Raw genomic sequence first — 12,342 nt, forward strand, 5'->3', positions numbered from 1 at the left:
TAATACTGTTCTCTATTACCTATTACCTGACCTTGACAAGAGGAGAAAAGGCTTAACTTGTCAAGCTTGCCTACTACCTATTCCCTGTTCCCTTTGTGGATTATAAAACTCAAATGGAAACGCTATATGGGTTCAATCGCTGAATAAATGACAACTTACTGGTTTCCTATTCTAATCTGCTATGACCTCACTCGTTCCCTTGACTTTTATTGACCTTTTCGCAGGAATTGGCGGGATGCGTCTAGGGTTTGAGTATCATAGCGCCCAATGTGTTTTTTCCTCGGAATGGGATGCTTTTGCTCAACAAACTTATCAAGCGAACTTCGGCGAAATTCCTCAAGGGGATATCACCCAAATCAGACCGGAAGATATCCCGAATCATGATATTTTGTTGGCGGGTTTCCCTTGTCAAGCTTTTAGTATTTGTGGGGATCAGAAGGGTTTTTTTGATACGCGAGGGACGTTGTTTTTTAACATTGAAGAAATCTTAAAGGTCAAGCAACCTGCTGCCTTTTTGTTAGAAAACGTCAAAAATTTAAAGTCTCATGATCAGGGTAGAACGTTTAAAACGATTCTCGATCATTTAAAAAATTTGGGCTATTTTATCCATCATAGGGTTTTAAATTCTCTAGATTTTGGTGTTCCCCAAAAGCGAGAACGGACTTTTATTGTGGGGTTTAAAGAAAATTTGCGATTTTCTTTTCCCAAACCTCTAGGTATTCGTCCCCAACTTCAGGATATTTTAGAACCAGAGAGCCAAGTTGATCCTCAATATTTTTTGTCGGAAGAGATTAAACAAAAACGACTGGCAAAGGTTAAACCCAATTACCCGATTCCTTCCATTTGGCATGAAAACAAAAGCGGTAATATTTCGGCGTTAGAATACTCTTGTGCTTTACGTGCGGGGGCTTCTTATAATTATTTGGTGGTCAATGGGGTGAGAAGACCTACAGCGCGGGAATTGCTGAGATTACAGGGCTTTCCTGATAGTTTTAAGGTTGTTGTTCCCTATTCCCAACTTAGAAAGCAAGTCGGAAATAGTGTGACTATTCCGGTTATTCAGTCCATTGCCAGTGAAATGGTTAAAAGTCTGAAGAGTCAACCCAAAGTTGCCACATTTATGGGACTTGACAAAATGCACACAAGCTTAACTTGTCAAGGTTGCTATCCTATATTCGACCATAACGGGCGATCGCATCATCACTAGAATTCTCCTGTTGCCCTAACCATGCCCACAGTTGATCCCCGAGGGAAAAGTGCCACCATTCCCGAGGATGACGACGAAATCCAGCCTGAGTCATGATTCGATGGAGGAGTTGGCGATGTTGGTGATAGGTTTGTTCGGGGGGCGTTTGGGCGGTGGCGTAATAGTCGGGGTGCGATCGCGCTGATAACTCATCAATCTCGGAACCCATATCTACCACGTTCCCCTGTGCGTCTACTAACGTAATATCTAAGGCGGCCCCGGTGCTGTGGGGGGGCGGTGTGGCGGGATCGGAACTCGGCAGCGCCCAGAGTTCATAAACCACTTGCCAAAGGTCTTGTTTTTCGGCTTCGGATAGGTTGGCTTCGTTCAATCCTCGTTGTTGCAGGAGAGTCTGAAAACTATAGTCCACCATGAATTGCTGGACGCTAATGGGTCGAAAGGCATCAAAAATTAGGATTTTCCAGTGGGGATGTTCTTCTTGTAGGGCTTGCTGGGCTTGCTGGAGGGCTTGAATCACCCCTTGGCGCAGAAAATAAGGCGATCGCCCTTGATAATCTGCCCCCAAGGCCGCGTAGGGGTGGGTGGGGGGGATAACAAACACCTCGCGGGGAATGGGGGCTAAAGGTTCGTGACATTCCACAATGGGAATCTGTTGATAGGGTTTCAAGTTCACTCTTCGGGTTTGGGGGGTACGGGATCATAGCCTCCGGGGTGGAAGGGATGACAGCGCGCAATACGGCACAGGGTCAACCATCCGCCCTTGATCGCTCCGAAACGGGCGATCGCCTCCATCCCATATTGAGAACAAGTCGGCTGGAAACGACACATGGGGGGAAAGAGAGGGGAAATTAAGGCGCGGTAGGCTCGGATTAGCCCAATTAATAACATTTTCATGATCTTCTTCCGAGAAACCCCATCCTACAAGTGGAGTGGGGTTGTTGACGGTGGGTTATTGTTGCAGAAGTCCTGCTTCTTGCAGTTTTCTTAACACGGGATTAGGATCAAATATGCCCATAAAAAACAGGAGATAGTGCTATTCTATCTCCTTGTTCTTGTTCTACGGGCTAGGAGGGATTCGAACCCCCGACACCGTGGTCCGTAGCCACGTGCTCTAGTCCACTGAGCTACAAGCCCTTTTCTTTAGCGCTGCTGTATGCAACGATTAATAAATATAACACAGGAATCTAGAATGGCGCAAGAGTTTTTAGAAAAAAAAGGGTTAACTCATTTAAACAATCGCGGGGAAGCCCAAATGGTGGACGTTTCGGGGAAACCCATCACCCAACGGCGAGCCATTGCTCAAGGACAAATCCGCATGGCTCTAAGTACCCTAGAAGCGATTGAACAAGGCAATGCGCCGAAAGGGGATGTGATCACCACGGCGAAACTGGCGGGGATTATGGCCGCGAAACAGACAGCCCAGCTAATCCCGTTGTGTCATCCCCTGCCCTTGCACAAGATTCAAGTTGAGATTGAGTGCGATCGCCATCTCCCCGGTTATCAAATCCGCGCCACCGTCGGCACTAAGGCCGAAACGGGAGTAGAAATGGAAGCCCTAACCGCCGTTTCCCTCGCCGCACTGACGCTGTACGACATGGCAAAGGCTTTAGATAAAACCATGACCATTGAAGGGATTCAGGTGATCGAGAAAACCGGAGGCCAATCCCAAACTAGCGACAAGTGATTGTTCGGTTGCCTGTATACTGACAAGTGGTGGTACTGCTCCCACGTCCCCCGGTGGTAGTGGTGGTGCGGGTGGTGCTGCTTCCCCCGCTGGTGGTGGTAGTGGTAGTTCGGGTGCGGGTGGTGCTACCTCCCCCTGTATTCGTGACGGTTCTGGTTCTCGTGCGGGTGGTTTGTGCCATTAACCCCGTATTTTCCGAGGATTCCCCTACCCTACTGGAGAGATGGGATAGAGCGGCTGAGGAGGGAAGTTGAGAACCCAGTAAGACGATAGCCGCTAGAGACAAGACAAGGCTGTTTTTATTCATTTTAGCGTTGTGAACGTTGAATAAGGATGAGGTAATCTGAGAAAGTCTTCGGGGAAAATTCGGGGAAATACCGGATTTTGGTCAGGTGCATGAGCTTGTTCTTTTCACGGATTGGGAGACTTTCCCCTGCACGCAAGATAGGGCTACAAATCGAGTGGGGTCAGTTACGGATAATTCTGCTCTAGGGAATAATAATTCCCTATTCCCTTGTTGCATTCAAAGAGTGGGGAGGTCAACTATTGGGAACAATCCTGATTGACCTACGTCTAGAAGACAGAAATAAGGTCTGCTCTACCATCACCTATTGCACCCATTGCAATTAACAGGATTTCAACTCTCATCCTTCTTGTACACCTAAATATAGTCCTCAATACCATCAGATATCATGGAATATCGAACCAGCTACTCAACTCTCTCTTTGCCTCTGGTTGGTCTTGCGCTGCTGCTGAGTGGTGGAAGCGCCCAAGCTACAGAACACACCCCACTCCTGCTAAGTCAAGCCACCCCGGAAGCCGAAGATGTCATTATACAAACGGAAGATGACCCCCGTTTTACCTGCCAATCTAACAACGGGTCTTATACCGTTATGTATACCCCCAAAGAACAACCAGAATATGCTTATCCTTGGGCATCTCCCCAAGACTTAGGGGGGGGCTGGACGGCCGATAAACGCTGTAATACAATCAGCCAACGTTTAGAACAATATCGTCCCGATGGTTTGTTAGAACTACGAACCGGGGTAGAAAATAACTATAATGTTATTTGCGTAACCACTCAAACAGATCCCAGTTGTCGTATTGTCTTAACGGTGCCTCCCGGACAAGATCCCATCGCTACAAGGGACCAGGTGTTCCAAAATCTAACACTGGCAGATAGTGGCCAGGCGACTCAAGGGGTAAACACTTTTATTAACGGCGGTAATATGGGGGGTATTATCGGCGAACTGGGCAATATGTTAGGGATTGATCCCTCTAGCTTAGGGGGCATTTTGGGCGGCAGTGGAGCCACAGGTGGGGGAGCGCCTCTTTCTTCGCCCGGTGGGATTAATTTACGCCCCTTCCTCGCTCCGTCTGATGGAGGCACCGGAACCCACTTACGGCAAAGTAGCCCGATTCGGAATACTCCTCGCCCCGTCCGTAATCCCGGGAATCCGGGGTCTGGTCGGACTTTAAACCCGGATAATTTCCGTTAAGGTTGTAGGAAGAGGAAACCCGGCGCTAGTTATTCCGAGCGCCGGGTTTCTCGTTGTTAGGGCATAGTGCAAAATGGGCTAATCGAGTGGTTGATGGTCTATGGTGCCTCTGAGAACTTTTTGCTCGTAAGACAGAGGATAGAGTCAACAAAACCGCCTAAAATAAGGGTTGCTCTCCTAGTTGTGCAACTTGATTGTTGAAGACCAATGACGAAAATAGCCCCGACTCCTTCCCATCCTGCATCGACTCGCCCCGATTATGATGTAATTGTCATTGGTTCAGGCATTGGTGGACTGGTGACGGCCACCCAACTGGCGGCGAAGGGGGCAAAGGTTTTGGTTTTAGAACGGTATTTGATTCCGGGGGGGAGTGCGGGGTATTTCGAGCGAGAGGGCTATTGTTTTGATGTGGGTGCCTCGATGATTTTTGGGTTTGGAACCGAAGGCACGACCAATTTACTCACTCGCGCTTTGGATGCAGTGGGGATGAAAATTGAGACGATTCCCGATAGTTGCCAGATTCATTATCACTTGCCCCAAGGTCTGGAACTCAAGGTGCATCGGGATTATGAGCAGTTTTTAGGGGAATTAGGCGATCGCTTTCCCCAAGAACGTCAAGGCATCCGTCGCTTCTATGACGAGTGTTGGCAGGTGTTTAACTGCCTCAATGTTATGGAATTACTCTCCCTCGAAGAATTGGGCTATTTATTCCGCGTCTTTTTTCAACACCCCCTCGCCTGTTTAGGTTTAGTGAAATATCTGCCCCAAAATGTAGGCGATATTGCCCGACGCTACATTAAAGACCCCGAATTACTCAAATTCATTGACATGGAATGTTACTGCTGGTCTGTAGTGCCGGCCGCCAAAACTCCCATGATTAACGCTGGAATGGTCTTTTCTGACCGACATTATGGGGGAATTAATTACCCCAAAGGGGGAGTCGGACAAATTGCCCAGAAACTGGTGGAAGGTTTAGAAAAAGCCGGGGGACAAATTCAATATAAAGCCCGAGTGAGTCAGATTATTCTAGAAAATGGTCGGGCCGTAGGGGTGCAACTGGCAACCGGAGAACATTACTATGCCACACGGATTGTTTCTAATGCCACCCGTTGGGATACCTTCGAGAAACTCCTCCCCTCAGAACTCATGCCTCCCTCCGAAAAACGTTGGAAAGAGCGTTATCAAAAGTCCCCCAGTTTCCTCAGTTTACATTTAGGAGTCGATGCCTCCGTGTTAGCCGAAGGAACCGAATGCCATCATATCCTGTTAGAAGAGTGGGAGAAGATGGAAGAAGCCGAGGGAACTATTTTTGTCTCGATTCCCACCCTCCTTGACCCCAGTTTAGCCCCGGCTGGCCATCACATTATTCACAGTTTTACACCCAGTTGGATTAAGGATTGGCAAAACTTATCGACCAAGGAATATGAAGAGAAAAAAGAAGCCGCCGCCGACCGTATTATTGACCGTTTAGAGCAGATTTTCCCCCATTTAACCCAAGCCATTGATTATCAAGAAGTAGGAACAGCACGCACCCATCGCCGCTTTTTAGGGCGGGATGATGGTACCTATGGCCCCATTCCGCGCCGCAAGTTGGCGGGATTGTTAGGGATGCCCTTCAATCGAACCGCTATTCCGGGCTTATATTGTGTGGGGGATAGTACGTTCCCCGGACAAGGTTTAAATGCGGTGGCTTTTTCGGGGTTTGCCTGCGCCCATCGGGTGGCCGTGGATTTGGGCTATTAGGCTCCCGCAGACCCTACTTAGGGCTTGCTGACTTCGGGAGTCGGGAGTCGGGGAGCAGGGGAGCAGGGGAGTGGGGGGTCAGGAGTCGGGTGTAATGTCATTGACTAACTTTAGCCAGAAACCGGGTTGCGTTCATTGTCTAGTTTTCTCGATACACCCTAGCAAAAACCCGGTTTCTAATATCAATTATCAATTATCAATTCCCTATTCCCTAGCCCCACGAGTAGAGTTATTCAGCAAGCCCTACTTAACGAGAGGGATAGGGAATGAGCAGTAAACGCCCTCCCTGTAACTTCCCTGCCCTCTCCTCTCGGTCAAAACGCCAATATTGTTGATACTCGTTCAAGAAGTTCTGCCCTAGAATGCCATCAACTTCTAAGAGTTTCAATACGGGAGAGGCCAGAATAATGGCATCTAAATCCTGTTGCTCGTGCTGCTCTAACTTCACCTGACGTAAGACCGTTGCTTGAGCGGGTTCTAAGCCACAAAATCCCTGAATTTGAATGGGAGAACGGTCTTCCTCTCCTAAGTTTAATAATTCTGCTAATCCTTGGGAAATAAACATCCGATCAGCCCCATTATCAATTAAAAAGGTAAAGGGGCCTTCGCCATTAATCTCCACCTGCACTAATAACACCCCCAAGCGTTCTACTAATGGCACCTCTGCCTCTAAATTTAGTTCAGGGTTACTACCGGGAGGGAGCAGGGTTAACATTCGTTGGCGGGGGTCTACTTCTAAATCATAATGACCTAGGACATCCATTCCTAACACTCCGTCGAGTCTCCCCGGAATGATGACATCGGTAAATTCTAGACCTTGGAGGCCTTCAATTCTCAGGGAATCCCGCGTTAAGGGGGGGAAGGTGTGCAAATTGGCGTTCATGGTTTCACACTCGTCTCCAGCTACGGCAGAGGTGAGGAGTTCTTGGGGTAAGGCTTTCCCTTGGAGTCCTAAATCCTTGACGGTGGGGGTGGATAACATGGAGGTAGAGGCTCCGATGTCAAATAAAAAGGTTGCGGTGCGATCGCCTAGCGTCTCAGAATGAGAATCGCCAATGTGCAAATCCAAGACAAAAACCCGGGTTCCCGTCAGCGCCCTCAAGGGAATTGTCTCCTCTCCCGTGGTTTGGGGGTGGGGCAAATCTAAATCTTGCAGTTGCACAATAGCACGTAAACCTTCCGTCAGGGGGAGGGGAGCCGTAGACTGTAACGGATGGAGAATGACCGGGGGGGCGATTTCTGCGAAGGTAGGCTGTTCTCGATAGGGGGTGAGGAACAGGGTTAAACAAGCTGTAGCGATATAGGAAAATCTGTGCATCATTTTGGGTGAATTGCTCTGAATCTTGAACGGAGAAAACTTTTTCGATAAGCAGGAATCCGACGAGCTTTTACCCGTCTAGAGAATGCCCCTGATTTGAGGATCTGTCGTCCCGATATTAGCAAAAATCAGAGGGTATACTTAAGAAAAGAGTGGAGTAGTTGTCCGTTGCTGGTGCGCCGCACTCGATCTGTACCGATTTGTACCATGAAAAGAATTCGCTTCTGGTTCGCTTTAACGCTCTGGTTTCTTGTCGGGTTATTGATGGTGCTGTTCCTGTTTCCCCTAACCCTACAAGCTCAATTAACCCCCCCTTGGCAAATCTCCCGCACTCAGAGCCAATCCTTTGAGGACTTGGTGCAAGGGAAGCGGGAAAAAGAGGGACTTTTTCGACTTTATGAAGGTGCGGGGAAACTCTATCTGGAAATCCAACCAGAACAACTGAATCGAGATTATCTCTTAATCACCTCCCTAGCCAGTGGTATTGGGGAAGATCGATTAGTCGCTGGGTTTCCCATTCGTAGTTTTCTCTTTCGCTTGCGTCGGGTCAATAATCAGATTCAGTTTGTTTTACCGAATCTAAATTTTCGGGTAAGTCAAGATCCGGCTGTGGAACGTTCTTTGCAACAGTCTTTTAGTGATTCGGTGTTACAAGTTTTACCCATTGCGGCCACTCATCCCACGCGCAATAGTTTGTTAGTGGATTTTACCCGCTTGTTAATGTCTCAGGATGATGTGTCGGGGTTGGGAAATTATTTGAGTCCCCACTATACTATTGACGCGGACAAGTCCTATCTCAACCAAATTAAGGCTTTCCCGGAAAATATCGAATTAAATGTAGTTTATGGCTTTTCGTCGGGTAGTCGAGGAACGCTGCCTATTCCTTCGATTCCCGATGCTCGTTCGTTTAATTTAGGGGTTCACTATAGTATCTCTCAACTGCCCCAAGATAATCGCTATGTTCCCCGCCTCGCGGATGATCGGGTGGGTTATTTTATTAATACTTATCAAGATTTGGGAGATACCCGCAGCCGGGATCCGGTGGTGCGGTATATTAAGCGCTGGCGACTGGAACCGCAAGATCCCCTCGCGGTGTCTTCTCCTCCGGTGAAGCCGATTGTGTTCTGGTTGGAAAATACGATTCCGGTGGAGTATCGGGAAGCGGTACGGGAGGGGGTTTTAGCTTGGAATAAGGCGTTTGCAAAGGCGGGGTTTCAGGATGCTATTGTGGTGAAACAAATGCCCGATGATGCGACTTGGGATCCGGCGGATGTGCGCTACAATACGGTGCGCTGGTCGAGTACGTCGAGTTCTGGGATTTTGGGGATTGGCCCGTCTCAGATGAATCCGCTCACGGGGGAAATTCTGGCGGCGGATATTGTGATTAATGGCAATGTGGTGCGCTATCTGCAAGATCAATATCAGAACCTCTCGGGGTTGCATCATGGGTTAGAGGATTCTCTGTTTACGGAGGATTGGTGTCGCCAAGGGTTAGGGTTTCAACAGTATTGGGGACAAAGTACGGAGGGATGGTCTGAAGAAAGGGAACAGGAGAAGGTTTCGGCGTTGGAACACCTGATGACGGATTATGACCTCTGTTATGGTTTTGGGGCGTTGGAACAGGCCAATATGGGTATGGTGGGGATGACGTTGTTGGGGGATGTGATTCCCCGACAGGCGGCCCGTGAGCAGTATATTAATCAGTTTTTGCGTTTTTTGGTGGCGCACGAAATTGGCCACGCTTTGGGTTTGCGACACAATTTCCACGGCAGTACGTTGTTAAAACCGGAGGAGTTGAATAATCTGGATGTGACTCATGATAAGGGCTTAGTGAGTTCGATGATGGACTATGTGGGGGTGAATTTGGCTCCGGCTGGTACTCCTCAAGGGGATTTTTTCCCGGTGGTGGTGGGGCCCTATGATTGTTGGGCGATTGAGTATGGCTATAAGCACAGTGGGGCGTTAGTTTCGGCGGCTGAACGGCGGTTTTTAGATGAGATTGCGAGTCAGTCTAGCCGTCCGGAGTTAGCCTATGCGACGGATGAGGATTTATTCGGGTTTCAGGATCCGAATGTGAATGCGTTTGATTTGAGTGGGGATGTGTTGACGTTTACTGAGTGGCAATTGGAGAATTCCCGTCGGATGTGGCAACAGTTGGAACGGCGCTATCCGGTGGCGGGCGATCGCTATAGTGATATGCGGGCGAAGTTTAATCAGATTTTTAGTTACTATTCCCGCCAAGTGTCTTTTATCTCGAATTTTATCGGCGGACGTTCGTTTAATCGCGATCGCCCAGGCCGCCCTAATAGTCGTTTACCCTTTCAACAGGTGTCGTTACAGCAACAACGGGAGGCTCTGAATTTGTTGCAAAAATATGTTTTTTCGACGGAAGGGTTTAGTTTTTCTTCGCAGTTATTGAATCAATTGGCTCCTTCTCGTTGGCCGGGTGTGGGACGACCGGTTCCGTTGTTAAATCTGGACTATCCCATTCATGACAATGTTTTGGCACTGCAAGGGCGAATTTTGCGATCGCTGCTTTCCCCCCAACGATTGAGTCGTCTACGAGATCAGGAGTTGAAAACCCCCCAAGAGGCCTTAAGTTTGCCGGAGTTGTACGATACCCTTCAAGGGGGTATCTGGTCGGAAGTCTTGCAGGCGGAACGATCTGGGATTAATATTTCTAGTCTGCGTCGTTCTTTACAACGGGAACATCTCCAGATTTTGGGGGCTATGGTGCTAGGACGCTCGTCCGTGCCGGAGGATGCTAGAACACTCGCTTGGTATGAGTTGAGGCAGCTTCAAGGGGCAATTAACCACGTTCTAGGGCGTTTTGGGGGGCAGTTGGATGCCTATACTCGCGCCCATCTTGCGGAAACGAGCGATCGCATTACGGGACTATTAAGTGCTACTTTTGAGCAAGTGAGTGTTGACTTATAATCTTGTGCGCTGAAGCGCTACTACGAACCGAACGACTAACTGGAGATGTCCTTAGCGAACGCGGATCAATTTAAAATTACCTTGGCTCCCCTAGAACTAGAGGAAGTCTACCGCCTAGCAGATAACCCCGGCAATGGGGCCATTGTCCTGATGAGTGGCACTGTGCGCAACAATACGGACGGTAAGGGGGTGAGGTTTCTAGAGTATCAGGCCTATGAACCTATGGCGATCGCAATTTTCCAAAACATCGCCCAGAATATCCGTCGAGAGTGGCCTGCAACCAATCAGGTCATTATTCACCATCGCATCGGACGGCTACAGATTGGGGAAATTAGCGTCCTCGTCGCCGTAGGATGTCCCCATCGCGGAGAAGCCTTTGCTGCTTGTCAGTATGCCATTGATACCTTAAAGCACAATGCACCCATCTGGAAAAAAGAACACTGGGTAGACGGTTCCAGTCAATGGGTGAGTATTGGGGCCTGTGAAGAGGATTCAGGGAAGACAAAAACTCCTCTGAGAAGTGAGAAGTGAGAAGGGAGAAGTGAGAAGTGAGAATTATTATCGACTCCCCCTCTCCCCCGCTCCCCCGCTCCCCGAGTTATTCAGTAAGCCCTAGCTAGGGATGCCACTAAAATTGAACCTTTTGGACTTGACAAAGCATTAAGCCAAACCACTCTTTTTCATCAACCCATCCCCCAATAGATTTTAAACCCTGTTGACTTAAATAGTCGGGTAACGTTTGCCAGTTAAACTTACGAGAAATTTCCGTGTGGATAGTTTCTCCAGCTTTAAAATCTAGGGTTAAATTGAGGCTGTTTAAACTTACTTTATGGTCCGCTTGCGCGTCTAAGTACATCTCAATTTGATGGTCTTTGCTGTTATAAATTGCCCGATGTTTAAACAAACTCAAGTTAAAGTTACCATCAAAGCGCCAGTTCAAATGTTCGAGCATATTTAGATTAAAAGCGGCCGTGACTCCTTGACTGTCATTGTAAGCCGCTTCCAGCACATCAGGGGACTTTTGTAAATCCACTCCCAGTAAAAAATAGTCTCCCGGTTGTAATCCTTGGGCGACTTCTTGTAAAAAGCGATCGCAATCTTGGGAAGTAAAGTTACCAATACTACTCCCTAAAAAGATGACCAAGCGCCCCGGAGGAGTATTTTCGATCAATTGTTCTAATGCCTCATCATAAGTGCCAACTAACCCAGTAACTTTTAAATTAGGGTAATCTGTAACCAATTGTTTGGCACTTTCCACTAGAATCTCTGCACTCACATCAATGGGAACATAATGCACAGAATCCCCCAACGTTTGATAGGCATTTAACAACAAACGGGTTTTTGTAGAACTGCCACTGCCCAACTCGACAATTTCACAAAGTCCAGTCATAGCAGCAATTTCATTGGCACACTTTTGTAGAATACTCGCCTCAGTGCGGGTGGGATAATATTCCGGGAGTTGACAAATTTGCTCAAACAGTTGAGAACCTTTGGCATCATAAAAGTAACGAGCAGGCAAGGTTTTAGGAATTTTTTTAAACCCTTCAATAATTTCTGGGTCAAAGTTAGGGTTATAAATGGGTTGATTGTGATGCAGATATTGAATCTCAATATCACCAACAAGCGACGGGCTAGTTTGAGCAGATGAAATCATTAGGCTAAAGAGCGAATCTGTGTGAGTAAGAACCTATTTGCAAAGTACCTTACTTGGGATTCTTGAGCAAGGACTTATAGCTAATGATACTTCCCTTGGCAGAGGGGACCGAGGCCTTAAGATGGCTTTTGACTTCTGAGGGCTGAGTTTCCCCTTGAACCAAGGCTGACAACTTAAGCTTGTGTGCCTTTTGTCAAGTCCCAGATATAGCGTTTAATAAATTTGACAACGCTATTTAGGGTTTACTGAATAACTCTACTCGTGGAGCTAGGGAACAGGGAATAGGCAATTGATAATTGA

Annotated in this window: 11 protein-coding genes and 1 tRNA gene; 7 read left to right on the top strand and 5 right to left on the bottom strand. The window is 47.9% G+C overall.

Annotated elements, in window-relative coordinates:
• Positions 1–181: 181 nt before the first annotated feature.
• Positions 182–1,207: a DNA cytosine methyltransferase gene (gene dcm / locus K4A83_RS00960; RefSeq protein ID WP_265262500.1), complete on the top strand. Its 1,026-nt coding sequence runs from the start codon at positions 182–184 to the stop codon at positions 1,205–1,207.
• Here the strand turns inward: dcm and K4A83_RS00965 are convergent.
• The 3 genes from K4A83_RS00965 to K4A83_RS00975 form a co-directional block, all read right to left on the bottom strand.
• On the bottom strand, positions 1,170–1,874 hold the full coding sequence (locus tag K4A83_RS00965) for a M15 family metallopeptidase (RefSeq protein ID WP_407809770.1): 705 nt from the start codon (positions 1,872–1,874) through the stop codon (positions 1,170–1,172). The two genes, dcm and K4A83_RS00965, sit on opposite strands and share 38 nt — an antisense overlap.
• A gap of 2 nt (positions 1,875–1,876) precedes the next feature.
• Entirely contained in the window at positions 1,877–2,101 is a 225-nt protein-coding gene (gene yidD / locus K4A83_RS00970) for a membrane protein insertion efficiency factor YidD (RefSeq protein ID WP_265262502.1), read from the bottom strand.
• 166 nt (positions 2,102–2,267) lie between these two features.
• Positions 2,268–2,341: transfer RNA gene (locus tag K4A83_RS00975), tRNA-Arg, on the bottom strand.
• A gap of 55 nt (positions 2,342–2,396) precedes the next feature.
• On the opposite strand from K4A83_RS00975, the gene moaC reads away from it, so the two are divergent.
• The 4 genes from moaC to crtH all read left to right on the top strand — a co-directional run bounded on the left by moaC (position 2,397) and on the right by crtH (position 6,133).
• Complete coding sequence (gene moaC, locus K4A83_RS00980) at positions 2,397–2,891, top strand: cyclic pyranopterin monophosphate synthase MoaC (RefSeq protein ID WP_265262503.1); 495 nt, start codon at positions 2,397–2,399, stop codon at positions 2,889–2,891.
• 29 nt (positions 2,892–2,920) lie between these two features.
• The gene (locus tag K4A83_RS00985; RefSeq protein WP_265262504.1) at positions 2,921–3,145 is read left to right on the top strand and encodes a hypothetical protein; all 225 of its coding nucleotides are present in this window, start codon (positions 2,921–2,923) and stop codon (positions 3,143–3,145) included.
• A gap of 438 nt (positions 3,146–3,583) precedes the next feature.
• On the top strand, positions 3,584–4,390 hold the full coding sequence (locus K4A83_RS00990) for a COP23 domain-containing protein (RefSeq protein WP_265262505.1): 807 nt from the start codon (positions 3,584–3,586) through the stop codon (positions 4,388–4,390).
• Between the two features lie 207 nt (positions 4,391–4,597).
• Positions 4,598–6,133: a carotenoid isomerase gene (crtH, locus tag K4A83_RS00995; RefSeq protein WP_265262506.1), complete on the top strand. Its 1,536-nt coding sequence runs from the start codon at positions 4,598–4,600 to the stop codon at positions 6,131–6,133.
• Between the two features lie 247 nt (positions 6,134–6,380).
• Here the strand turns inward: crtH and K4A83_RS01000 are convergent, their stop codons facing one another.
• On the bottom strand, positions 6,381–7,454 hold the full coding sequence (locus K4A83_RS01000) for an aspartyl protease family protein (RefSeq protein ID WP_265262507.1): 1,074 nt from the start codon (positions 7,452–7,454) through the stop codon (positions 6,381–6,383).
• Positions 7,455–7,658: 204 nt separating this feature from the next.
• On the opposite strand from K4A83_RS01000, the gene K4A83_RS01005 reads away from it, so the two are divergent.
• Both K4A83_RS01005 and K4A83_RS01010 read left to right on the top strand, forming a co-directional pair.
• Positions 7,659–10,388: a zinc-dependent metalloprotease gene (locus K4A83_RS01005; RefSeq protein ID WP_265262508.1), complete on the top strand. Its 2,730-nt coding sequence runs from the start codon at positions 7,659–7,661 to the stop codon at positions 10,386–10,388.
• A gap of 45 nt (positions 10,389–10,433) precedes the next feature.
• On the top strand, positions 10,434–10,919 hold the full coding sequence (locus tag K4A83_RS01010; protein WP_265262509.1) for a molybdenum cofactor biosynthesis protein MoaE: 486 nt from the start codon (positions 10,434–10,436) through the stop codon (positions 10,917–10,919).
• A 97-nt stretch (positions 10,920–11,016) separates the two neighbouring features.
• On the opposite strand, the gene egtD is transcribed toward K4A83_RS01010, so the two are convergent.
• Positions 11,017–12,042: an L-histidine N(alpha)-methyltransferase gene (egtD, locus tag K4A83_RS01015; protein WP_265262510.1), complete on the bottom strand. Its 1,026-nt coding sequence runs from the start codon at positions 12,040–12,042 to the stop codon at positions 11,017–11,019.
• Positions 12,043–12,342: the final 300 nt, after the last annotated feature.

The organism is Spirulina subsalsa FACHB-351 (assembly GCF_026130165.1).
Lineage (GTDB): Bacteria > Cyanobacteriota > Cyanobacteriia > Cyanobacteriales > Spirulinaceae > Spirulina_A > Spirulina_A subsalsa_A.